The 24,051-nt window shown below is 35.3% G+C and carries 21 protein-coding genes and 4 tRNA genes; 7 read left to right on the forward strand and 18 right to left on the reverse strand.

Annotated features, from left to right (window positions below):
- Positions 1 to 106: 106 nt before the first annotated feature.
- The 12 genes from HMPREF2926_RS09485 to ychF all read right to left on the reverse strand — a co-directional run bounded on the left by HMPREF2926_RS09485 (position 107) and on the right by ychF (position 12,048).
- On the reverse strand, positions 107 to 586 hold the full coding sequence (locus HMPREF2926_RS09485) for a sigma-70 RNA polymerase sigma factor region 4 domain-containing protein (RefSeq protein WP_070587616.1): 480 nt from the start codon (positions 584 to 586) through the stop codon (positions 107 to 109).
- 154 nt (positions 587 to 740) lie between these two features.
- Positions 741 to 812, reverse strand: a tRNA-Glu gene (locus tag HMPREF2926_RS09490).
- A 92-nt stretch (positions 813 to 904) separates the two neighbouring features.
- Positions 905 to 2,878, reverse strand: coding sequence for an ATP-dependent zinc metalloprotease FtsH (gene ftsH, locus HMPREF2926_RS09495; protein ID WP_023920009.1), 1,974 nt, complete (start codon positions 2,876 to 2,878; stop codon positions 905 to 907).
- Positions 2,879 to 2,888: 10 nt separating this feature from the next.
- Positions 2,889 to 3,431: a hypoxanthine phosphoribosyltransferase gene (gene hpt / locus HMPREF2926_RS09500; RefSeq protein ID WP_003018402.1), complete on the reverse strand. Its 543-nt coding sequence runs from the start codon at positions 3,429 to 3,431 to the stop codon at positions 2,889 to 2,891.
- A 4-nt stretch (positions 3,432 to 3,435) separates the two neighbouring features.
- On the reverse strand, positions 3,436 to 4,710 hold the full coding sequence (tilS, locus tag HMPREF2926_RS09505) for a tRNA lysidine(34) synthetase TilS (protein WP_070587619.1): 1,275 nt from the start codon (positions 4,708 to 4,710) through the stop codon (positions 3,436 to 3,438).
- A complete protein-coding gene (locus HMPREF2926_RS09510) occupies positions 4,710 to 5,975 on the reverse strand; it encodes a serine hydrolase (protein ID WP_256263034.1) in 1,266 nt (421 codons plus the stop codon). Before HMPREF2926_RS09510 ends, tilS begins: the two co-directional genes overlap by 1 nt.
- Positions 5,968 to 6,096, reverse strand: a complete 129-nt coding sequence (locus HMPREF2926_RS11370) for an SP_0009 family protein (RefSeq protein WP_003009253.1) — start codon at positions 6,094 to 6,096, stop codon at positions 5,968 to 5,970. Before HMPREF2926_RS11370 ends, HMPREF2926_RS09510 begins: the two co-directional genes overlap by 8 nt.
- A gap of 3 nt (positions 6,097 to 6,099) precedes the next feature.
- Positions 6,100 to 6,468 carry an FtsB family cell division protein gene (locus HMPREF2926_RS09515; RefSeq protein WP_003009251.1) on the reverse strand — a complete coding sequence of 123 codons (369 nt, stop codon included), beginning with the start codon at positions 6,466 to 6,468 and terminating at the stop codon, positions 6,100 to 6,102.
- The gene (locus HMPREF2926_RS09520) at positions 6,461 to 6,727 is read right to left on the reverse strand and encodes an RNA-binding S4 domain-containing protein (RefSeq protein ID WP_003002258.1); all 267 of its coding nucleotides are present in this window, start codon (positions 6,725 to 6,727) and stop codon (positions 6,461 to 6,463) included. The genes HMPREF2926_RS09515 and HMPREF2926_RS09520 overlap by 8 nt, the downstream gene beginning before the upstream one ends.
- 68 nt (positions 6,728 to 6,795) lie before the next feature.
- The gene (mfd, locus tag HMPREF2926_RS09525; RefSeq protein WP_070587624.1) at positions 6,796 to 10,290 is read right to left on the reverse strand and encodes a transcription-repair coupling factor; all 3,495 of its coding nucleotides are present in this window, start codon (positions 10,288 to 10,290) and stop codon (positions 6,796 to 6,798) included.
- 4 nt (positions 10,291 to 10,294) lie between these two features.
- Positions 10,295 to 10,864, reverse strand: a complete 570-nt coding sequence (gene pth / locus HMPREF2926_RS09530; protein WP_003009246.1) for an aminoacyl-tRNA hydrolase — start codon at positions 10,862 to 10,864, stop codon at positions 10,295 to 10,297.
- Between the two features lie 68 nt (positions 10,865 to 10,932).
- Positions 10,933 to 12,048 (reverse strand): redox-regulated ATPase YchF, encoded by a 1,116-nt coding sequence (gene ychF, locus HMPREF2926_RS09535; protein ID WP_049475054.1) that lies wholly within the window; start codon positions 12,046 to 12,048, stop codon positions 10,933 to 10,935.
- A 177-nt stretch (positions 12,049 to 12,225) separates the two neighbouring features.
- On the opposite strand from ychF, the gene HMPREF2926_RS09540 reads away from it, so the two are divergent.
- Complete coding sequence (locus HMPREF2926_RS09540) at positions 12,226 to 12,723, forward strand: DUF1307 domain-containing protein (RefSeq protein ID WP_031574824.1); 498 nt, start codon at positions 12,226 to 12,228, stop codon at positions 12,721 to 12,723.
- A gap of 35 nt (positions 12,724 to 12,758) precedes the next feature.
- Here HMPREF2926_RS09540 and HMPREF2926_RS09545 read toward each other — a convergent pair whose 3' ends face one another.
- The 5 genes from HMPREF2926_RS09545 to HMPREF2926_RS09565 all read right to left on the reverse strand — a co-directional run bounded on the left by HMPREF2926_RS09545 (position 12,759) and on the right by HMPREF2926_RS09565 (position 17,899).
- Positions 12,759 to 12,950, reverse strand: a complete 192-nt coding sequence (locus tag HMPREF2926_RS09545) for a DUF951 domain-containing protein (RefSeq protein ID WP_003002008.1) — start codon at positions 12,948 to 12,950, stop codon at positions 12,759 to 12,761.
- 12 nt (positions 12,951 to 12,962) lie between these two features.
- Positions 12,963 to 14,099 carry a DNA polymerase III subunit beta gene (gene dnaN, locus HMPREF2926_RS09550; protein WP_049475055.1) on the reverse strand — a complete coding sequence of 379 codons (1,137 nt, stop codon included), beginning with the start codon at positions 14,097 to 14,099 and terminating at the stop codon, positions 12,963 to 12,965.
- Between the two features lie 159 nt (positions 14,100 to 14,258).
- The gene (dnaA, locus tag HMPREF2926_RS09555; RefSeq protein WP_003009237.1) at positions 14,259 to 15,617 is read right to left on the reverse strand and encodes a chromosomal replication initiator protein DnaA; all 1,359 of its coding nucleotides are present in this window, start codon (positions 15,615 to 15,617) and stop codon (positions 14,259 to 14,261) included.
- Between the two features lie 267 nt (positions 15,618 to 15,884).
- Positions 15,885 to 16,646, reverse strand: a complete 762-nt coding sequence (locus HMPREF2926_RS09560; protein ID WP_049475056.1) for a ParB/RepB/Spo0J family partition protein — start codon at positions 16,644 to 16,646, stop codon at positions 15,885 to 15,887.
- A 71-nt stretch (positions 16,647 to 16,717) separates the two neighbouring features.
- Positions 16,718 to 17,899, reverse strand: a complete 1,182-nt coding sequence (locus HMPREF2926_RS09565) for a serine protease HtrA (protein WP_045760067.1) — start codon at positions 17,897 to 17,899, stop codon at positions 16,718 to 16,720.
- Between the two features lie 204 nt (positions 17,900 to 18,103).
- On the opposite strand from HMPREF2926_RS09565, the gene rlmH reads away from it, so the two are divergent.
- The 6 genes from rlmH to HMPREF2926_RS09595 all read left to right on the forward strand — a co-directional run bounded on the left by rlmH (position 18,104) and on the right by HMPREF2926_RS09595 (position 21,345).
- On the forward strand, positions 18,104 to 18,583 hold the full coding sequence (gene rlmH / locus HMPREF2926_RS09570) for a 23S rRNA (pseudouridine(1915)-N(3))-methyltransferase RlmH (RefSeq protein ID WP_003009233.1): 480 nt from the start codon (positions 18,104 to 18,106) through the stop codon (positions 18,581 to 18,583).
- 42 nt (positions 18,584 to 18,625) lie between these two features.
- Positions 18,626 to 18,699 (forward strand) — tRNA-Arg (locus HMPREF2926_RS09575).
- A gap of 346 nt (positions 18,700 to 19,045) precedes the next feature.
- Positions 19,046 to 20,386: a sensor histidine kinase gene (locus tag HMPREF2926_RS09580; protein WP_070587625.1), complete on the forward strand. Its 1,341-nt coding sequence runs from the start codon at positions 19,046 to 19,048 to the stop codon at positions 20,384 to 20,386.
- Positions 20,383 to 21,141, forward strand: a complete 759-nt coding sequence (locus tag HMPREF2926_RS09585; protein ID WP_003009229.1) for a response regulator transcription factor — start codon at positions 20,383 to 20,385, stop codon at positions 21,139 to 21,141. Before HMPREF2926_RS09580 ends, HMPREF2926_RS09585 begins: the two co-directional genes overlap by 4 nt.
- A 50-nt stretch (positions 21,142 to 21,191) precedes the next feature.
- Positions 21,192 to 21,263: transfer RNA gene (locus tag HMPREF2926_RS09590), tRNA-Glu, on the forward strand.
- Positions 21,264 to 21,271: 8 nt separating this feature from the next.
- Positions 21,272 to 21,345 (forward strand) — tRNA-Asn (locus HMPREF2926_RS09595).
- A 99-nt stretch (positions 21,346 to 21,444) separates the two neighbouring features.
- On the opposite strand, the gene HMPREF2926_RS09600 is transcribed toward HMPREF2926_RS09595, so the two are convergent.
- Positions 21,445 to 24,012 (reverse strand): YfhO family protein, encoded by a 2,568-nt coding sequence (locus tag HMPREF2926_RS09600; RefSeq protein ID WP_070587627.1) that lies wholly within the window; start codon positions 24,010 to 24,012, stop codon positions 21,445 to 21,447.
- Positions 24,013 to 24,051 lie beyond the last annotated feature (39 nt).

Raw genomic sequence — 24,051 nt, forward strand, 5'->3', positions numbered from 1 at the left:
GCGACAACTATATTAGTATATCATGACCTACCCTTACTGTCAACACTTTTTCTTAAAAAAATTTATTTTTTTGAAAGTTCATTTATTCACTGGCAACTTTCAGTTTTTAAATTGAATTTTTAAAATCCTTTAGATAGTTCTCTAATTTCTTTTTCATTTTTGTTTTTCCTAGACATCTTCTGTTTACTAGTAATGCTTCATATTGTTCTTTTTCTTTTACGGTTAATTTTTCTTTAAAACGTTTTAATGCATCTCTCAGAACAACCAGCTCATCCAAATATATTTTTCTTGATGAAATTCTGTGACTAATTTCTCCAATTTCAATATATGGAAGTCTATTAATTTTTCTCTTATCACTTTCCTGTTGTCTTATTTTATCTTTAATATGATTTCTAAATTTTGTTTTGAAATATGTATAAAGTAATTCTTCATTTGTTTCAATTTCAGGATTTTTTTGATAAAGTTCAAACAGAGTTAGCTGACCTTCTTGTTCCCAATCATCCTTTTCCCATAATTGAATATAATATTCTTTTTCACATTTTCTTACGATATATTTTACTTTTTGATACATTTTATTAAATTCCATAAGCTCTCCTTTACTTTTATCTGTATTTTATAAAAATAAAGAAGCCCATTGGACTTTTTTTCTATTCTGCACGTTTTTTTAACTATTTGGTTATTATTTTTAACTATTTTTTCCAAATACACAAAAAAACTGCCACTTGGTGACAGTTTATCGATAGTCCGTACGGGATTCGAACCCGTGTTACCGCCGTGAAAAGGCGGTGTCTTAACCCCTTGACCAACGGACCATTTTTACAACATATTCTATTATACAGAATATTTTTACTCTGTCAACACTTTTTTAATAAAAAAAAGAAGGAAATATTTTCCTTCTTTTGAATTAGTTGTTTTCTTCTAATTTTGACTTAATTTCATCATATGATAGAGGTTTTGCTTCTTCTTCTAATTCATGCTCTGAATTTTCAGGCATTTTTCCTGTTTCATATAATGATTTAATTTGAACACTATCCAAGGTTTCATATTTTAATAGAGCTTCCGCAATTAGTTTATGCGTTTCTCTATTTCCTTGAATAATTTCTGCCGCTTTATTACGGGCTTCATTCAACAAACCACGAACTTCTTCATCAATTTCGTAAGCTGTTTGTTCTGAAATCATTTTTTGTGGGCTTTGAGCACCAAACATCGCATGATTTCCTTCATATTGGACCGGTCCAAGTTTTTCACTCATACCATATTCTGTCACCATTGCACGCGCCATTTGGGTAGCTTGTTCAAAGTCATTTGAAGCACCCGTTGTTTGCGAATTGAAAATAATTTCTTCGGCAACACGGCCTCCCATGAGCCCAGCTAATTGTTCTTTCATATCTTCTTTAGAAAGTAACATTTGATCTTCTTTAGGAAGGGCAATCATGTAACCGCCTGCACGACCACGTGGAACAATAGTAACTTTATGAACTACACGAGCATTTGATAAGACCAGACCAACAATTGTATGACCAGCTTCGTGATAAGCAACCATTTCACGTTCTTTTTGTGAAATCGTCCGATCTTTCTTAGATGGACCTGCAATAACACGATCTTCTGCTTCATCGATATCAGCAGCATCAATTACTTTTTTATTTCGACGAGCTGCAACCAAGGCTGCTTCGTTCAAAACATTTTCGAGATCAGCACCGACAAATCCTGGTGTTTGTTGAGCAACCAATTTCAAGTCCACATCTTGAGCAAGCGGCTTATTCTTAGCATGAACACGAAGAATTGCCTCACGACCTTTCACATCTGGACGTCCAACTAATACTTTACGGTCAAAACGGCCAGGACGAAGAAGGGCAGGGTCAAGGACATCAGAACGGTTAGTTGCTGCGATAACAATGATTCCTTCGTTGCCTTCAAAACCATCCATCTCAATCAAGAGCTGGTTAAGGGTTTGTTCACGTTCATCATTTCCGCCACCAAGACCTACACCACGTTGGCGCCCAACAGCATCAATTTCATCGATAAAGATAATGGCTGGTGCTGCTTTTTTAGCATCTTCAAAAAGTGAACGAACCCGGCTAGCACCGACTCCGACAAACATTTCAACGAAGTCAGAACCAGAGATACTGAAGAATGGCACTCCAGCTTCACCAGCTACTGCTTTTGCTAAAAGGGTTTTACCAGTTCCTGGAGGGCCTTCAAGAAGCACACCTGCTGGGATTCTTGCACCCAATTTAGTAAAGCGTTTTGGATCTTTTAAAAATTCAACAACTTCAACAAGTTCTTGTTTTTCTTCTTCAGCTCCTGCTACATCTGAAAAACGAACTTTAATATCTTCTTTATTAGCAGCGCGGGCTTTATTGCGACCAAAGTTCATTGCACCTCTGGCACCTCCGCCACCGCCTTGGTTCATCATTGAGAAGAAGAAGAACATGACGATAACAAATGGAACAATTGAAGTGAGAATTGTTATCCACATGCCACTTGAGCTCTCACGCTTGATGGTGATTTCTGCTTTGTGGTCAGCTGCTAATTTTTGTAATTCATTGACGGTGATATCAGATGGAAGGATGACACTAGTAAAGCGAGATACTTTTTGAACACTTGGGGTAAAAAATTGAATTCCAGTATCATCTTTTGATTCTTTAGCTTTATTATAGGTCCCTGCAATTTCAATCACACTACCATTTGGTTGGTAACTGATCGTTTTTACATTGTCATTTTTAATTTCTTTGACCAATTCTGTGTAGTTGATTTGCTGACTTTGACCAACTCCATTACCCGCAAAAAAGTACTGGAATCCTGTCACAGCCGCTACAATAATCAACAAATACAGAAATGGATTTCGAACAAAACCGTTATTTTTTCTGTTATTCATCTAGTCTCCTCTATTTTGAGTACACTTCCTCTTTTAATACACCAACATAGGGTAGGTTACGATAATTTTCATCATAGTCTAAACCATATCCTACAACAAACTCATTTGGAATGGTAAAGCAGGTATAATCTGCTTCAATCTCAACCAAACGTCCTTCAGGTTTATCCAGTAAGGTAGCAATCTTCACAGATGCTGCATTTCGTTCTTCAAAGAGTTCTTTTAGACTCTTGAGGGTTTTACCTGTATCGATAATATCTTCTACAAATAAAATATCTCTACCAGTAATATCTTGGTCGATATCCTTGATAATATTAATAATACCTGAGCTTGCTGTACCACCATGATAACTTGAAACCAGCATAAAATCCAATTCAATATGTGTATCCACGTGGTTGATCAACTCTGCCATAAATGGAACAGAGCCTTTCAAAATTCCAACAAAAATTGGATTTTTTCCTTGGTACTCTTTTGTTAGGGTTTCACCCAATTTCTTTGCTGCTTCCACAATTTCATCATGTGAAACCAATACTTTTTTTATATCTTTTTCTAACATGTTTTTACCTATCTATTTTTTGAATATAAAGACTATCTTTCATTATACCACTTTTTGAGGGCTTACTCAAATCACTCGTTACCAATCCCACTACAGAAAGAATATTATGATTTTGTTCTATAATGAGAGCCTTTTGCCGAAGAGAAATTGGAATTTTATGGTTGATAAACCACCGTCTTAATTTTTGATGGTGGCCATTAACAAGTAGCTGATCTCCTTCCTTTCTCCTTCTAATTAAGATGGGAGTTTCGCGTGAAACAGAAAGAATTTCTACATTTTCCCCTACTAATGGTTGTCCAAAAGATAGTTTATAATTTGCAATTTCAAAGATATTCCCAAATTCTAACAAAAATGGGAGGGGGTGGTCATCCGACTTTTGACTGATTTTTTGTATTTCAAAGAAATCATATTCTTGATGTAGTTCATAATTCGACTTTAAATAATGAACGCAATTTCTTTTTTTTCGCAATAAATCTAATAATTCTTGAAACTGGGCCCTACCAAGTTGCAAATCTGGAAATTGTGCCAGATACTCTTCTAATAAGAATGATTGCACAGAATCAGAATACGTTCTAAAAGAAGCTAAATCTTGAATGGTTAACTCGCTAGTCAATTCTTTCAGTGCTTGGTGCCAATGACTCACTTCCTCTGCTAAATAGCGAAGACTTGCTTGCATTTGAGGATTTTCTTTTTCAAATTCTGGAAGGTATTGATGGCGTACACGATTTCGAAAATAGTCCTGTGAGTCATTGCTACTGTCTTCAAAGTGAGGAATTTCCATCAACTCATCTTTGGTAAAAGTTAACAAAGGACGGATTAGCTCACCCTTACCAAATGGTTGGCGTACAGGAATACCACTTAAATGGCGTAATTTTGTTCCTCGTATTAAGCGCATGAAAGTTGTTTCAGCTTGATCGTTTGCATGATGACCTGTTACTAAAGCGGTGCAATCCTCTTTCTCCATAATCTGTTTAAAAAAATCATAACGAAAGGTACGAGCTTTTGCTTCTGTAAAATCACCCGAATAGTGAGCCACATAGATACATGTCTCTCGCCTATCAGCTAGCGTTCGAAGTTCACTTTCTTCTAAATCTGATTCTGGTCTTTGTCCATGATTGACATGAGCGAGTACCAGATGGATTTTCAATCGTTCTTTATTCTTATATAAAAGTTCATACAGATTCATTGAATCTAATCCACCAGATAAGGCAACTAAAACACGGCGATGGGGAGTAAATAGATCTTGTTTTTCACAAAACTCTAAAAATCGCTTTTCCATTATTTCAATACCTCATAGATATCTTTTGAAATGTTGGAAATCGTATCATAATTCGAATGATCTGAAAAAATGGCTATTACATAGGGTGAATTTGTATATACAATCGCAACATCATGTCTAAAATCATAGGCATCTCCAATTTTATGAGCAACTTTTACTGGAAGGTCACGCGCAATCCGTTGATCATCATATTTTGTAGAGGAGAGCGCATCAATAATCGGGCCATTTTGTTGATAGACAGCCTCCATGACATTGCCAGCCATTTCAGCGGATGCTTCTCTTTTTTCAACATCCCAATGTTTCTTTGCAATTTTATCCAAAGTTTTTTGGAAGTCTTGATCTGATTGATGAGTGACATAATAATTCAAGATATTATGTCCAACATTATCTGATTCTTTTGCAATTTTATCTATCAACTCTTGAACACTATATTCTTTTCCATCTGGTGTTTTTGAAAGGCTACCACTTCCTTCTGGTTCATAGCCACCTTTGAAATCATTGACTTCTGGAATATATTTGTAGGTTGTAGTTGGAGAAATGGCTTTTTTATTGAGCTGTTCTTGGACGTAGTACAAGTATGGTAATTTCGTTACACTGGCAGAATACATTTCTTTTTGCGGATTGATTCCAGCAGTATTTCCAGTCTCTAATTGTTTTACATAGATTCCATACGAAGGAGAATTGTATTTACTATTTAACAAGTCCTGAACTTTTTCCATTCGATTATCTTTTTCAGTAACGAATGCCTTGTTCACCCAGCCCTGACCTTCAATCTCCACAAACTCATCTCGTAAAGTCTTAGCTGTACGTAAGACTGTTACTTTTGTATAAGGAGAAAGAGGTGTATTTTTTTCTTTTGCACCATTTATTAAGGGTCGGTCATACACTTTAAAACCAGGTTTTAGCCACATGTCTTGTTTTTTTTCTTGTGTTTCTTGTACAACATCAGAAAAAATGACAGAAGAATCTGCTAATACATATCCTTTATCTGCTATTTTAAATACAGCTTTCCCTTCATCATTTACAAAGAGTTGTTCGATTGTAAACGGTGTGTTGGGAAGAATTTCTCCTTTTGCTTTTTTCAACTGAGGATCAGAAAAAACAGAAATTTTGCGATAGACATTAGGGTTCGCTGGAATTGAAGAAAAATAAAGTTCTGATGGATGAGCCATTGTCTGAGAAGGCTCAGACTGCTCAATACTCGCTGCTTGAGACCCAATAAATAAAATTGGAACTAACAATAGGAGCAGAAATCGTTTAGACACCTGTATTCCTTTCCTTTTCATCCTTTTGAAGTTTGATCATTTGGTTTTTCTTTTTTAATTCCTCTAATTTTTCATCCGAAAATTCAAGAAATTGTTTAACTGTTTGTAAGATATTTTCCATCGGTTATTGGGGAAGTAAATCTGGGATGGTATAAACATATTCACCATCTTTTGAAAAAGAATACTTAGCGCGTGCATATTTTGTTGCATAATCATCGTCTTTTAATTTTTTAGCGATGTCTTGTTGGTATTCTTTTTGTTCACTTGTTTCTTTATACTCTTTTTCCAACTGTTTGTATTGTTCTTTTTTATCTTGTAGCGATTGATAGCTCTGGGCTAAATTATAAGTTGGAAGAATAAATAGTAACATGACCAATATCAAGACGAGTCCCAGAAAACGATTGCGTTTTTTTCTTTCTTCTTCTAAAAAACGTTTTCGCTGACTTTCGTCTTTGATATACTTATTGTTCATTTGAACGATATTTTTAGGCATCTTCTTCTATCCTTGTTTCACTAATGATTTCGTACATTTTGGATGCATCTTCTTTTTTGGTACTATCCAACATTTCCAAGACTTTAACCGTCAATACTTTATTTCCAAAACGAACTTCGATTTGATCATTCACTTTCAAATCCGTTGAACTTTTGGCTAATACTCCATTAACTTTGATTCGCCCTTTATCTGCAACTTCCTTTGCAACAGGGCGACGCTTAATAATGCGAGAAACTTTCAAATATTTATCTAATCTCATACTGTCACCTCTAACATAGTATTGTATCATTTTTTATACATAAAATGCGAAAAATGAGCTAAGAACTGCTAGTTCTCTTCTTTTTCCTGTTTAATTTCCAATAAGGTTTGACCAAATTGCTTCAGAGCTTCTAAAATTTCAAAATCTTTCTTGTTTCGAATATCAAAGATTACTTCAATTAATCCCTTTTCTTCAGCAATCTGTGCCTTCAACTGTGTCATTGACAGAGCTTTGAAATAATCCTGTGTTAAAAACAGTTGTTTGGCAATTGGTTCAAACTTCACTGTCACTTTTTGTTGTTTTCTCTCAACAAGACGGACAAAAACTTGATCCAAGTAAGCTTTCACTAAACCAATTTCTAGTAGATAGGCCACAACATCTGGGTATTCTCCAAAACGATCGATCAATTCATCTTGCAAGTATTCATAGTCCGTCGCAGAATTCATTTCACGAATTTGTTTGTAAATTTCAATTTTTTGACGTTGATCTGAAATATATTCATTAGGTAAATACGCATCTATTTGAAGGTTCAACTCTGCATTGCTCTTTTGCCTGCGATGCTCTTGGCCTTGTTTCTTAGCAATAGCTTCTTCTAACAATTGAGAATACATTTCAAAACCAACTGAATCGATGAAACCAGATTGAGAAGCTCCAAGGATATTCCCTGCTCCACGGATCGATAAATCTCGCATAGCAATTTTAAATCCAGAACCCAACTCAGTAAAACCTTTAATAGCTTCTAAACGTTTTTCAGACACTTCTGTAAGAGATTTGTCTGGACGATACATCAAATAAGCATAAGCAATTCGATTGCTTCGTCCCACACGACCTCTTAGTTGATAAAGAGTTGAAAGTCCCATATGATCCGCATTTTCAATAAAGAGTGTATTGGCATTTGGAATATCCACACCTGTCTCAATAATGGTTGTCGTCACTAAGACATCGTATTCGCCATTAATGAAATCCAACAGGGTATTTTCCAGGCGAACTTCACTCATCTGGCCATGAACAAAGCCAATCGAAGCCTCTGGAATCAACTCTTTTAATTCAGACACCTTTTGTTCAATTGTATCTACCTTATTGTAAAGATAATAGGCCTGTCCTCCACGATCCATCTCCCGCAATACAGCATCTCGAATAATAGTTGGATTGGTCTCTAGTACAAAAGTTTGCACAGGATATCGATTGGTCGGAGGTGTTTCAATGACAGACAAATCTCGAATTCCTAGCATAGACATATGAAGAGTTCGAGGTATAGGGGTAGCTGTCAAGGTGAGCACATCCACCTTTTTTTTCAATTCTTTCAAGGTTTCTTTGTGCTTCACTCCAAAACGTTGTTCTTCATCTATCACGATTAAGCCTAAGTCTGAAAAAACAACATCTTTGGACAAGAGCCGGTGAGTTCCAATAATAATATCCACTCGTCCTTTTTTCAACTTTTCAAGCGTTTCTTTCTGCTCTGCCTTACTCTGGAAACGACTTAAAACAGCAACCTCTACTGCAAAAGATTCAAAACGCTCCTTAAAATTGGCATAATGTTGTTGGGCAAGAACAGTGGTAGGAACCAGCACTGCTACTTGTTTATGATCATTTACTGCCTTAAAGGCTGCTCGCATAGCGACCTCTGTTTTCCCAAAACCGACGTCTCCAACCAGCAATCGGTCCATCGGACGATTCGATTCCATATCTTTTTTAATTTCTTCAATGGAACGTAATTGGTCATCTGTTTCAATATATGGAAAATCTTGTTCAAAAGCCTCTTGGTTTTCATCATCTTGGGAATAGGCAAAGCCTTCTAATTGACTACGCTCCGCATAAAGTTTTATCAAATCATCCGCAATGTCCTCCACCTGGGTCTGAACCTTTTGCTTCGTTTTTTGGAAACGCCCATCATTTAACTTATTAATTTTTGGCGTTTTTCCATCACTTGCAACGTATTTGGACAACATCTGAATCTGATCGACAGGAATCGAGATGCGATCTCCATTTTGATATTGAATTGAAACATAATCACGATGGACACCCGAAATTTCAATCGTTTCAATTCCTAAATATTGACCAATACCATGAACTTGGTGAACAACATAGTCCCCTTTTTCCAGTTCATTATAATTTTTTAGGCGTTCTGCATTGGAAATATTTTGTCTGCGAATCTTTCGTTTGATCTTTTTCTGATAAATCTCTGATTCTGTAATGTAGACAATTTTTTCATCAACAAATTGAAAACCGTGAGCTAGTCCTCCAACAATTAATTGACTAGCTTGAGGAATGATCGCATCCCCATCAATATAATCTAATCGAATCCCATACTCTTCTAAATTTTTATGGAGCTGTTGAAGATTGTGATGAGAAGTTGCTTGGACAATAACCGTATAGTTTGATTTTCGATACCGTTCAATTTCCTCTTTTAGTAAATCAAATTGTCCAAAAAACTCCTGCATTGGATATTGATTGAATTGATACAAATGATCAAACTTCAGATTTCCCAATCCTTTTTGAAAGTTTGAAAAATAAGTTGCAGGCGTATATTTTCGTAATGTTGTACTGGTGTCTGCAAAATACACTTGGCGAGAAGAAGCTCTATTTTTATGTAAATCTTCCGTCAAGAGATTAGCTGTATCTAGTTCAAATCTCGCTATTTGATCTGCTATTTTTTGATAATCATCCAGAAAGACTGGAGTGTGTTTAGGGAGATAATCGAATAGGGTATATTGTTTCTTGTAAAAGAAACTAATAAATTTTCTAAGATCCGGATGGAGTTTCCTTTGAGAAATATCTCCTAAAATTTCTGCTAGATAAGATTTAAATTCTTCATTTGCGCTCTGTTCTTGCAATTGTTCGATTTGCTGCTGACCACGTATAAAATCTTCCTCTTGCAACAATAGATCACTCACTGCCTTCAGTTGAACTTCTTCAACATTTTCAACAGAACGCTGACTTTCTGGGTCAAAGATTCGGATTCCATCAATCTCATCTCCGAAAAATTCAATCCGATAAGGTTGGAGTTGTTCGATCTCAAAGATATCTAAAATATCTCCTCGTAGACTAAACTCTCCCTGTTGCAAAACTTGGCTCACCTTTTGATAGCCAATCTTTTGTAAGGTTTCACTCAGAGTAGTTAAGTCTATTTCTTGACCAACCTTCAATTGAAAAATGCTAGATGCAAAAACTTTAGGAGAAGGTAATAGTAGTTTTATACCACTCACATTGGTCACAAGGATGCCTTGACGATCCTCTTGACATAAAAAGTTCAAAGCCTCTAATCGTGAAAATTGCCTTTCTTGTGAAGCAAAAACAAATTCTGCTAAAGGGTTATCATCTCCCAAAAATGTATGGACTTTCTCTTCTCCAAGTAAAGCAATAAAATCACTAGCCAATCGTTCTGCTTCGTTATAACTGGAAGTAATGAGGACTGCTTTTTCAATAGAATCAAAGGCTGAAGCCATTACAATAGCCTTTGTGGTCGCAGATAATCCTAAAATCAATTCCCTATTATTTTTTTGCAAACCTTGTTGCCAGGATAGAAGGTTGGAGTTTTGACTCACTAAATCAATTACATTCATCTACTTACCCGTTGTATTTCTGCATGCTTCTTTCAAAATTTTCTTCTACCAAGTAATCGTTAACCGCTTCTTCTACTCGATCAATTGTTTGTAGAATAGTGATGTAATCGTCTTTATCAAATTTTCCTAATACATGATGAACAACTGACATGCCCTGCTTAGGTCTTCCAATTCCAATCTTAATTCGATAAAAAGTCTGAGTTCCAATATGATTGATAATCGATTTGATTCCGTTATGACCTCCAGCTGATCCTTTCGCTCGAAGACGAATCTTGCCAACTTCCATATCTAAATCATCGTAAATAACCAAAAGATCTTCAATATCCAGACCATAATAAGTCAGAAGGGCATGGACTGCTTTTCCACTCTCATTCATGAAAGTGGTCGGCTTTACAAAATAGACCTTTTCGCCATTCAAAAATGTTGAGGCGATATCAGCTTGAAAAATCTTATCATGGGAGAAAGTAAGATTTAAAGACTTTGCCATTTGATCAACTAACATAAAGCCTACATTGTGTTTGGTTTCAAAATACTTATCACCTGGATTTCCCAATCCAACAATTAATTTCGTCATCTCTTTCCTTTCAAAACACTAAAAGGGTTGGAAATATTTTTTCCAACCTTTACATCTTTTTAACTCTCTTATACATTAAAACGGAATTCCATGATGTCCCCATCTTGGACAACATATTCTTTTCCTTCTTCGCGCAAGCGTCCTGCTTCTTTTACAGCCTTTTCAGAACCGTATTTGACCAAATCATCATAGGACATAGTCACGGCACGAATAAATCCTTTTTCAAAATCGGAGTGGATGATTCCAGCTGCTTGAGGAGCTTTCATGCCACGTTTGAAGGTCCAAGCACGCACTTCTTTTTCACCAGCTGTGAAATAAGTGCCAAGTCCCAACAAGTGATAAGCTGCACGCGTAAGTTTATCAACTCCAGACTCTGCTAGGCCAATCGCCTCTAAAAATTCTTGTTTATCTGCATCATCTAGCTCAGAAATTTCTTCCTCAGCACGCGCAGAAATCACCACGACTTCCGCGTTCTCTGTTGCCGCAAAGTCACGAATTTGCTTCACATACTCGATAGAATCTGGATCTGCAACAACATCTTCATCCACATTGGCTACATAAAGAACTGGTTTGGTAGTCAAAAGGAAAAGTCCTTTCACCACTTTTTGTTCTTCCTCAGTGAATTCAATGGTCCGAGCCGATTTACCATCTTCAAGAACTGGTTTTATTTTTTGTAGAACATTAAATTCCGCAACAGAATCCTTATCTTTTTGTGTACGAGCGATTTTTTCTACACGCGCATAGCGTTTATTGACAGACTCTAAGTCGGCTAAAATTAATTCTAAATTGATGGTATCAATATCTGCCAGTGGATCAACAAAGGCATCTTCACGACCTTGCTCCCGCATGACATTTTCATCATCAAAAGCACGTACCACATGAACAATGGCATCTACTTCACGGATGTTGGCCAAGAATTTATTACCAAGTCCTTCCCCTTTAGAAGCTCCTTTCACAATCCCAGCAATATCTGTAAATTCAAAAGTAGTCGGAACTGTCTTCTTAGGAGTAATCATTTCCGTCAATTTTTGGAGGCGTTCATCTGGAACTTCTACCATCCCGACGTTTGGATCAATGGTCGCAAAGGGATAGTTTGCGGCCTCTGCTCCTGCTTTTGTAATTGCGTTAAATAGGGTTGATTTACCAACGTTTGGTAAGCCAACGATACCTGCTGTTAATGCCATTTTTCTTTTTCTCCGTTCAAATTTCAATCTCTTTTATTATAACATAATTCAAAAGACAAGTGATGAAAAATGAAATATTTCATCACCTTTGAAACTAGATTTTTTCATCAAACTGTAACGTTCTAAAAAGATAAAAATGGTATACTATATTTAACAATGAACAAAGGAGTTTTTCAGATGAAAAAACAAACATGGAAATCTATTTTTCTTTCTTTAATCGCTATCTTTACTCTCTTTCTTCTTGGAGCTTGTGGACAACAATCTGTTCAAAAATCCTATCTTCAGGCAATCAACCAAGAAAAGAAAACAGATGTTCGTATTACACTAGAACATAAAGGTGATAAAGCGATCAGTAACCAAACCACCACTACTATTTATTACAAAGAGGCGGGAGTTACGAAAGATCAATTAAAGGAAATGATCGATAAATATGATGAAGAATACAAAGATGTCAAAGGATTCACACATTCTGCTGAATATAAAGATGATTATATGGTTGAAAAAACAACACTAAATTATGAAAAGGCAGACTTAGATCAGCTAATTGAAAAGAAATTAGTAACGACACAAAAAGATAAAAAAGTCGACTATATCAGCTTCAAATCAACTTTTGATATGATGAAACAGGGTGGTTTCAAAGAAGTTAAAAATGGAAAATTTGAAGAATTAAAATAATCGAAAAGGTTCGGTCACATAAGTGACTGAACCTTTTATAGTACTTTCTTCATTTTCTGTTCAAAATCATGGCGACTCATCATGACCACATGATCACAATTGCTACACTTGATTTTTATGTCTGCACCAAGTCGCGTAATTTCCCAACGATTTGCCTTCTTGCCTGTTTCTTTAATCACACAAGCGTGGGGCTTTTTCATTTCTACAAAATCACCTAACGTATACATGATTCACCTTTGTTAATTTGTGCGAACTGGCGTAATCAATTGAATGAACCCTTGTTCATTTCCTTCTGGAACCAATGTAAACGGTCTAACAGAAGAAATAAAACGAATAACAACTTGTTCACTATCAATAGCTTTGAGCGCTTCAATCAAATAAGTTGGATTAAAGCTAATAGACAAATCCTCTCCTGAAACGGCGCTCGTATCGATCTCTTCATTTACTCGCCCAACTTCTGGTGAATGAACGTGGGAAGAAACTACTCCATTTTTGAACTCTAATTTAACCGTTCCGTTTTGAGTCGCATTTGAAAGAAGACGAGCACGCTCCATTGCAAATCGAAGGTTGGCCACATTGAAGGTTGCCTCTGTATTGAATTCTGTTGGAATGAGACGGTCTGTATCAGGATAATTTCCTTCTAGCAAACGGGTATAGAAACTAATGTGTTCACTTCTAAATAGGATTTGATTGTTAGCAAAGAAAACCTCAACTGTTTCAATATCATCAGAAAAAACAGAGGTGAATTCACGAAGAGAGCGACTTGGGATGACAACATCAAAGTTGTCTCCATTTTTCTCCAGTGTAATCACTTTTTGACTCATACGGTGAGAGTCTGTTGCTACTGTTTTTAGCTCTTTATTATTCGATAGAACAAAGTGAACACCTGTCAAAATTGGCCGACTTTCTTGTACACTTGCTGCAAATGCTGTTTCATTAATTAATTGTTTTAATAATTTTGTTTCCAAAACTAATGGATTACTTGCAGCAATTTCTTGAATACGTGGATATTGATCTGCATCTTTTCCTTTAAGTGTAATTTCTGATTTTCCACTTGTTAAAAGAACCTGTTTTTGTTCAATCTCTTTAAAATCTAAAGTAACATCTGGTAAACTTGAAACCACATTAATAAAGAAAGTTGCTTCTAATAAAATAGAACCTGGAGAGGTCACCAATAAACCAGCATTTTCATCTTTGATAGAAATAAAGTTTTCAATTGAAATTTGGCCATTCGATCCAGATAAGGCAACTCCTTCTGGAGTGACATCAATTTTAATCGTGGAAAGGATTGGGATAGCATTTTTTGAACTGATCGCTCTTTTGGTAGTATTTAGTGCTTGTAAAAATAAAGTTTTGTTAATAGAAAAATTTATCATGGTCATTCCTTTTATTTATTTTATGATTAGTAAATTAATAGTAATAGTAGATTGTGTGGAAGTTGTGGAAAACTCTCAGAATCCTGTCTATGACTTGAAAAGTTACTTGTTTAAAAATTGTGCATAACCCCTAGAAGTTTAGAGGAAGTTATCCACAGATTAATTTAACTTTTTCTTGATACTTTGAATTTCGAGTCGTAGATTATCATCTGTGTCGACCATACTTTTAATTTTTTCATAGGCATGAATGACAGTCGTATGGTCTTTCCCACCGAATTCTTTTCCGATTCGAGGAAGTGAGTTGTCCGTCATCTCTCTTGAAAGATACATGGCCACTTGTCGTGCTAGGACAATATTCTGAACTCTTCGCGAACCTTTGATTTCTTTTACACTGACTCCATAAAAGGCTCCAACTGCTTCCTGAATTTTTTCAATGGGGATGACAAGCGTCTTGCTATTATCGTTTTTACGAGCTCGAATAGCTTCAGCTGCAACATCGATCGTAATTTCTTTTAGTTTTTTCACCTTCGCCATTAAAGAAATATCATTTAAGGCACCTTCTAAGTCTCGGACATTTGAATCAAACTGACCAGCTAGATATTCTAGTGTGTCATTAGGAAAAATATAATCTAGATCTTCAATTTTATTTCGTAAGATGGCAATCCGAGTTTCAAAATCAGGTGGTGTTATATTTTGCGTTAGTCCCCATTTGAAACGAGTAACCAGCCGCTCTTCAAGACTATCTAAATGATCCGGACTTCGATCGCTTGTTAGAACAATCTGTTTGTTGTCGCTATGGAGAGCATTAAAGGTATTAAAGAATTCCTCTTGAGTCGTGACTTTTTTCCCGCCAAGTGACTGGATATCATCGATTAGTAAAAGATCAAGACTTCGATAGGTATTCTTGAACGTCTTCATTTCTCCTAATCGAAGGTGTTCTAAAAATTCATTAATAAAGGTTTCTGCTGGGACATACTTAACCCGTGCATTTGGAATATTTTCTAGGATTTGATTTCCAATTGCGTTCAATAGGTGAGTCTTTCCAAGCCCTGGTCCACCATAGATAAAGAGAGGGTTGTATGTTGTTGCAAGATTTTCAGAAACTGCAAGCGCTGCTGCTTTCGCCCAAATATTTCCATCCCCTTGCACAAAATTATCAAAGGTGTACTTTGATTTCAGGCCTGTATCAATTTTAGGCAACGGTTCGGTTGTTAAGCTACCTGAAGATAATCTCCTGTTCTCACTGCTATGACTACTAGGAATTTCTTCGGTATCTTCAAAAACGAAATGGAACTTCAAATCTGTATTGTAGACTTCAAAGCTGGCTGTGATCAAAGCATTTTTTAGATTTGTTTCCCAAAATAATTCTTTATAATTCCCATCAAGATAAATGGTAGCCGTCTCTCCATCGATTTTTACTAATTTTGAATCGGCGACAAAAAAATCATAGGCACTATCTTTTAGTTGTAATTGGGCTAATTCTAAAAAACGAGACCAAAATTGCTCTTCTTGTGACACTATCAGACTTCCCTCCTTTTCTTGAATTGTATCAAATCATACGTACTCCTATTCTACCACAAACAAAAATAGTTTTCCACAGGCTAAATTTCATGAAATTAAATTATAGTTTTAAACTTTTCCACAAGTTGTGGATTTAAATTCACATTGTTTTTAAAAGTTATCCACAAAGTGGGGATAACTAGTGAATATCCTTATTTTTCTGCTATTTACAAAAGATTTTTATGGTGGAAAAGCTTGTCAATACAAAAAATAAAAATAACAGCCTTATTTAAGGCTGTTGATAATTCGTTGGTATTCATCAAGACTGGAAAAAGAAATTTGGATAGTTCCTTTATTTTGAGAAGAGGAGTGTATCGTCACATCTGTTCCTAATATTTTTTTCAATCGCTGTTCCTCTTCCAGTAGGAAGCTCTCTTTTGCTTTTTGTTTTTTCTGTTTTCTTTTTGAACTGATCTTATTTTCTAATGTTCGAACATTTAAATGATCCTGTTTGATTCGCTCTAACCAAAATCGCTGCTCTTCTTCATCAAGAGGAACAAGAACACGCGCGTGAGCCGAAGAAATATCATTTTGAATGACTGCTTCTTGAACAGAGGGAGCTAGTTGTAACAAGCGAAGCATATTGCTGATGTAGGGTCTAGATTTCCCCATAAATTGAGCGATTTGGTCGTGCTTATAGCCATGATCAACGAGCTTCTGGTAGGAGATAGCTTCTTCAATTGGATTGAGATCTTCTCGTTGAAGATTTTCAATAATGGCTTGTCGCATCATTTCTTGATCCGTTAACTCTTTAATAATCGCAGGAACAAGATCTAATCCAGCAATTTTTGAAGCTCTAAAACGTCTTTCACCTGCAAGCAATTCAAAACCAATTATTGGAGATTTTCTGACAATAATGGGTTGAATTAAGCCATTTTCTTTGATTGACTGAGCCAGTTCTTCTAATTTTTCTTGATCAAATACTTTTCTTGGTTGGAAAGGATTGGTTCGAATGTCCTTTACCGCTATTTTTTCTAATTTTTCCATCTTATGAATAGAATAACACACCTTTACAAATTCGTAAAGGTGTGTTTACAAGTATGTCAAGAAAGTGAAAGTTAATCGCTCAGATCCTCAGTTGATTTTGTCAACTTGATAGAAGTTGTTTGTTGTTTTCCATCACGATAGAATGTGACCTTGATCGTATCATTGATTTGGTGAGAATAGAGGGCGGATTGTAAATCTGCCGTTGACTCGATATCTGTATCATCGATCTTTGTGATGACATCATAACGTTGCAATTTATCTGAAGCAGGCATATTTTCAAGTGTTGAACGAACCAGTACTCCTCCAGAGATTTTTTCAGGAAGTTTTAATTGGCTTAAATCAGAAGTTGAAAGGTTGGATAAATCCATCATTTGGATTCCAAGAGCTGGTCGAACTACTTTTCCTTTTTCTTCTAGTTGCTTGATAATATTGACAACATCATTTGCAGGAATAGCAAATCCCATTCCTTCTACTGAAGTTTGTCCGTTATTTGAAATTTTACTTGAGGTAATCCCGATGACTTGTCCTTGAATATTGATTAATGGACCTCCAGAGTTTCCTGGGTTGATGGCTGCGTCTGTTTGTAGGGCGCGTGTAGAGATATTTTGTCCATTATCGGCTTTCAATTTCACATTGCGGCCTTGGCTAGAAATAATCCCTTGGGTAACAGAATTAGCATAATCTGTTCCAAGAGGGCTACCAATTGCAATTGCAGTCTCACCGACCGTTAATTGGTTTGAATCTCCGAATTCAGCTACTGCCTTTGCTTTATCCGCACTAATGCGAACGACTGCAATATCAGAATAGACATCTGACCCAACTACTTCTCCGGGGACTTTATTCCCATCTGCTAAAAGAATATCTACTTTTTTAGCACCATTGATTACATGGGTATTGGTAACAAGGTAGGCATATTTTCCTTCTTTTTTATAAATGACCCCAGAACCTTCACTAGAAATTTGTGAGTCAGAGTTTTCTTCTTTTTCAAATAACCCTTGATTCGAAGAATCAGAATAAGTAATCACAGAAACTACAGCATTTTTCACCTTATCTACGGCCTCACTAGTTGAGGTTGTATTTTTATAAGCTGTTTTAACAGTGGTTGAGTGTACTTGCTTACTTTCAGTATTTGAAGTAGAAGAATGAGAGGTTTGTAAGGTTAAAAAGGTTCCAAGAATCCCACCTAGAAAACCTACAACGAAAATGAGGGTTATATTTCCAAGTTTTTTCAGTAAATTAGATGAAGATTTCATATTTTCCTCCTAAGGATATCAAATTGTCTAAAGTATAGAAAAACTTTCTTAATTATATCTTAAATAACTAAACTTATCCACAAATTGTGGATAAGTTGTAGAATTTAGTTGAGAAATGGCTTTAAAAAGGACTTTATAGAATAGATTTCCTTTCTATAGCTGTGGATTATTTGTGGAATTGAAGAATTATGCTACAATAGGGGAATGAAAATTAAATTGATAACCGTTGGAAAATTAAAAGAAAAATACTTAAAAGATGGGATCGCGGAGTATATTAAAAGGCTTGGTCGATTTGCAAAAGTAGAACAGGTTGAGTTAGTTGATGAAAAAACTCCAGATCGTGCCAGTCAACTCGAAAATCAACAAATCCTTGAAAAAGAGGGGGAACGAATTCTCTCTAAGATTTCAGATAAGGAATATGTGATTGTATTAGCCATCGAAGGAAAACAATTTCCTTCAGAGAAATTTAGTCAAACGATTGACCAGATTATGACATCTGGTTATTCAAACCTTACTTTTGTTATTGGAGGCAGTCTTGGTCTGTCTCCTGAAGTGAAAAAAAGAGGAAATCTATTAATGAGCTTTGGTCAATTAACTCTTCCTCATCAGTTGATGAAATTAGTGTTGGTGGAACAAATCTATCGTGCTTTCATGATTCAACAGGGGAGTCCTTACCATAAATAACCTTGACGCTCCTTCCTTTTTCTGCTAAAATGAAGTAAGTTCGGTCTCATAGCTCAGCTGGATAGAGCATTCGCCTTCTAAGCGAACGGTCGCAGGTTCGAATCCTGCTGGGATCAAATGAGAGATGCAGCTTTTGCTGCATTTTTTTATGTAAGAATGTATAAATTTTCATTATCTATTAATTTTTGTATACTTCACTATAGACAAATAGTAATGAAATGATTTATTAGGAATATTTTTAAAAAAGAACTAACAATCCCTATATAGTGCAAAATGTAGATTATATAAATTGTGTAAAATAGTTTTCATTCATGTAACAAAAACATTAAAAACATTACAATTTTACCTATTCCCTTTAATTTTAGGCTATTTTATATTATAATTTTTTGTATATAAAATTTTATTTTTTTATAATAATACTAGAGTATAATAAAATAGAAAAAACAAAGTGGGAGAGTTTGTGTGATTCAGTCATTAATCTTGTCTTTTCTCTTGGGAGGGATCATTGTTCTGACGTTTGCGTTAGTGGACGAAAAAATCTATCAGGAACATCAATTTGCATTTATCTTTCTGCTGAGCACCTTTGTTCTTCTTTTTGAAAGTCTCTTAGTATTTTTAGATGTGACTTTATTTTCAAATATTCGACTCTCTGATTTAAATATGCTCTTATGGCCGGTTTATTTATATCCTTATTATCATTATGCCAATCGGACGAATCGCTTGTGCGCCATTTTTTATTCTTTTTTTACTTATTTAGCGGTTGAAGGAACAGCAACTTTTCTGACGATAATTGTCTCTTCAGTGTTGGGAGATGCTGTTGTAGCAGCTTACTCGATTGTCTACAATATGTGTATTCGTTTGTTTTCTTTAGGAATCATTTTGAAGTTAATTGACTTATTTGAATTTGATTTCACTCCTTTTTATGAGCAAGAATTTGAAAAATATTTAAAGAAACTCATCTGTGTCTATTTTGCTATATTTGTAGTGATTAATTTTGCTTTATGGATTAGTGAACAAGCGCAATTTAAAAATTTTGGGAGTATGTTGGCAACGATTTGTTTTTTCTCTTTTGTAGTCAGCTTATTCCATATGAAAATCGAGCGAGATCAGTATCGTAAAAATTTAGAACTGGAGTATAAAGAATTTTCTGAGCAACAAATGAGTCGGTATATGGCTGAAATTCAAAGTCTCTATTCTATTGTTAGGGGATTTCGTCATGATTTGGGAAATTTAGTTATTTCTATGTCATTAGCTATTGAGGAAGAAAATATTCCAGAAATACAGAGAATCCATAGAGAAGTATTGGAAAAAGGTTATAAAGAGATCAATACAGAAGCATTATCAGGATTCAACTTGGTCAATATCAAAGATTCTGCTTTACGAAGTATTTTGATTCGAGGTTGGTTGGATGCAAGAGATGCTGGGGTAGAAATGACCTTTGAAACGAGTGAACCAATCGAGCAACTACCAGTTGATTTATTGGATATCGTGAGAATCGTTGGGATTCTAGTGACAAACGCTTTGGAAGCTTCAAAAGAAGCAGAAGAAAAGAAAGTTCATATTGCTATTTTCTCTATTTCAAAAATTGTTTACTTAGTGATTCATAATACAACAAATGAAATCACTTTTGATATTAGAAAAATATATGAAGAAGGCTATTCGACAAAAGGGGAAAATAGAGGACTAGGATTAAATAATGTGAGAAAAATCTTAGCAAATTATGGAACGATGTTTTTAGAAACGGAATTGCAAGGAAATCGTTTTTTACAAGTTTTGAAGATTGGAGGATACGAACAAGAATGAAGATTTTTTTATTAGAAGATGAGCTCTCTCAACAGATACGGGTAGAAAAACATATTGCAGAAATTGCTAAGGAATTAGAAATTAAACTTGAAGTGATTTCTACCGGTAAAATTTCGGAATTTGAAAATTATATCCAACATTCGGATATCCACCAATTATATTTTCTAGATATTCATATCCAAGACAATGAGTATTGTGGGCTGGAAATTGCTCAAAAAATACGAGAAGCAAATCCTTATGCCATTATTGTTTTTATTACTACAAAATCAGAATTCGCTTCGATTACCTATCGTTATAAAGTATCTGCCTTAGATTTTATTGATAAAAATTTGAATGAAGATTTATTTAGATTAAAAATCAAGGAGTGTATTGAGTACCTAACAACTATTCAAATTGGAAATGATGATTTGACAGATTATTTTGAGTATGACTTTAAGGATAAAAAGATAAAAATTCCATTTAAGGATATTCTTTATATTGAAACTGTTGGTTCGGCTTATAAATTAAACTTAGTTGGGAAAAATTTTCAAAAAGAAATTGCGGGAAGTTTATCAGATGTCTTGGAGAAAGATGTGGAGGAGAGATATTTCAGTCCCCATCAATCTTTTATCGTGAATAGAAGTATGATCATTGGAATGGATAAGAAAAAGAAACAGCTGCTGTTGAAAGAAGGGTATTCTTGTCCAATCTCAAGAAGCAATATCAAACGTGCCAAAAAATTAATTGAAGAGCAAAATTTAGAATTTAGTGCTTGACAATTAGTTAAATTTTGATATAATGGGATATGTTCTGTTAATGAATATATGGTCCGTTGGTCAAGGGGTTAAGACACCGCCTTTTCACGGCGGTAACACGGGTTCGAATCCCGTACGGACTATATCTCATTCCGCCATAGCTCAGTTGGTAGTAGCGCATGACTGTTAATCATGATGTCGTAGGTTCGAGTCCTACTGGCGGAGCTAGTATAGCACCCATTTGGGTGTTTTTTTTGTTTTGAAAAAGGCTAGGATAATGACTATCCTAGCCTTTTATTTATAAGTGAACGATGGTTAGATTCCTTAACTTTTTCGTCTTTTTATTTGTCTCCATTCGTAGAGGAAGAAGAGAATGATTCCAACGAAAAAGGCAATGAGTCCTTCAATGAAGCCTTGGGGAACAAATGTTAAGGTGACTGTTCCGGATCCTTTTGAAACACGAACTCCCATCAATCCTTTCTGGATGCGATGAATTTGGATAGGCTTTCCATTTTGTTTAGCTGACCAGCCTTTATCATAAGGGAGTGTAAAAATAAGGGTAGTGTCTCTATTTGCGTTATAGGCTGCTACCAATTTGTTTTTCTTTTTGTGAATAGCAACTTCTTGCTGACGAATACTAGCGATAGCTTGTGTGTATTGGTCAAGATCCAGAGCAAAAAATTCTGGTGTATCAAAGGAGACTGTCGAATTTTCTGGAAAACTCAAACGAATAGTAACTGTTTCTTCTGTGTCAAAATGGCCAATCGAAAAGAATGGAAAGGCATTATCAATGGTATAGCGTTGGGTCTGTCCATTGTAGCTGATTTCAATATCTTTCCGATCATCGTTTGAAAATTGTAAATTTGGAACATTGACATATAGTTGGCTATGGGCAGGAACCGTTACTTCATATTGAATACTTGCGTAGGATAGATGACTATCTTCTTCAATTTTTGCAGTTTGCAACGAAGATGTAGTATTTTGTGAAGTAGGCGAGAGAATATTTAATTTCTTATAAAATTTATATTTTTCATCTGTGATTTGATGGATGAATCGTGTCTGATTATCCAGTGTCAAATTCGTAAAGGAAGTATTTTTATAAGGTTTTGCTGACAGAAAGGCGATTGGTAAGGCATATTCGTTTTCTGAAAGTGAGACTCCATTTTTGGTTGCAATCTCTTTAAATCCAAATTTTTGAACAGGTTGTTGGCTTAAATTATAGCGAACACCAAATAGACTATCCATTAAAATAGAATTGTTTTGGTATCGAAGATTGAGGTTGGTTCCTTCAGATTTAAATCCAAGTTTGTCCAATGTCGAGCTAGCATCCGTATTTCGTACAGATGAAAATTGAGAAATTCCATTATAACCATACTTCATGCTATCATTGCCCGTTTGTGGCTGTAGAATCTCAGTCCGATAATTAGAGTCTGTCTTCTCTCTTACTAAGGATTGGATGGCTTTTAAGTCTCGTTCGTAGGATGACCGAGAAGCAAAGACCCATTCATTCGCAATTCCTTCTATTTGATAATAACTATTCACCGATAATTCAAAGATGGAGAAAAACAGGATCGAAAGATAGAAAAGTCTAGGCGGTATCTTTTTTAGGATAAATCCTAAACAGACCAAATAGAAAGCAATTAAAAACTCAAAAGTAACAATGAAATTGACTGCATCTAAAAATTTATAGTGACTGCTGTAAAGGACAGTTGCTCCAAATCCTAGAATAAGGAGGAAATTAGCAAGACTAAAACGAATCCAAGTGATCTCCTCTATTCGATTTAGTACTTCTCCTGCCATCAGAATAATCGTCAAAGAAAAGATCCAAGAGTATCGATGAAGAAACATATTTGGCGCGTGCATACCTTGCCAAAGGAGATCTAATAATTGAAAACGAAAACTCAAAATAAGAATGGTCAAGAGTATAAAGTAAGAAAGTTTCACGTGAAACTTGATCGACTTTACAAAGAAAAAGGTAATCGCTAAAAGAAGTGGAAATAATCCCACGTAGATCATTGGAATTGATCCATATTTAGTAGTGTCAAAACTTCCAATGAAATTTTTTGCAAATACGTCAAGATACCAACTTTTTTCTGTAAAGATACTGTCAACCTTTGAAAAACTTTCTCCATGAGTGCGTAAATCTAAGAAGGTTGGATATAACATCACAAGGCTTGTTATAACTGATAAAAGAGATACAATCACAAAATGAAAGAAGCGTTTTCCAATTCCTTTGATGTCCCATGACAGTTGTGTCAAGTACCATAAAATAAGAAAAATAGACATCATAAACCCAAAATAATAATTTTGGATAAACAAGCTGGTTAAGCTGATAAAGTAGAGAATCTCTCCCTCATTGTAAATGAGTTTTTTGAATCCATAAAGAATTAATGGTGCTAGGATAAAAACATCAAGCCAAGTTTTGATTTCAATTTGGCTGATAGCAAAGCTCATAAGAGCAAATGAGGTTGAAAGGGTAAGAACCAGGGATCTAGGAATTTTAGAAAACATTCCATGTAAACTAATATAAGTGCTTAACCCAATAGCTCCAAATTTAAGAAGAGTGATGAGGTAAACAGCATTCGGCATGGATTGTGCATTAAAGAAGAAGACAAGAGGAGAAAAGAAACTTCCTAGATAATAGCTACTGAGTGCATAGAAATTAATGCCTAATCCACTTTGAAAACTGTAAAATAGGCTATCTGTCCCGTGTAAAATATTTCGAAGTGTGGCATCAAAAATGACATACTGATGATAACCATCTCCTAATAAGGGGGATGTATCACTGTTCCAGTAGATTCCTTGTGAGAAGTAAATAAAGAACATTATGATAGCTGGAATCAGGAAAGAAGATACTATAAAAAGGGATGTTTTTAGCTTTGTTTTATTCATATATTTCTACTGAAAGAGCCTGAAATAATGATTTCAGGG

This window comes from Streptococcus sp. HMSC078D09, from assembly GCF_001813675.1.
GTDB lineage: Bacteria > Bacillota > Bacilli > Lactobacillales > Streptococcaceae > Streptococcus.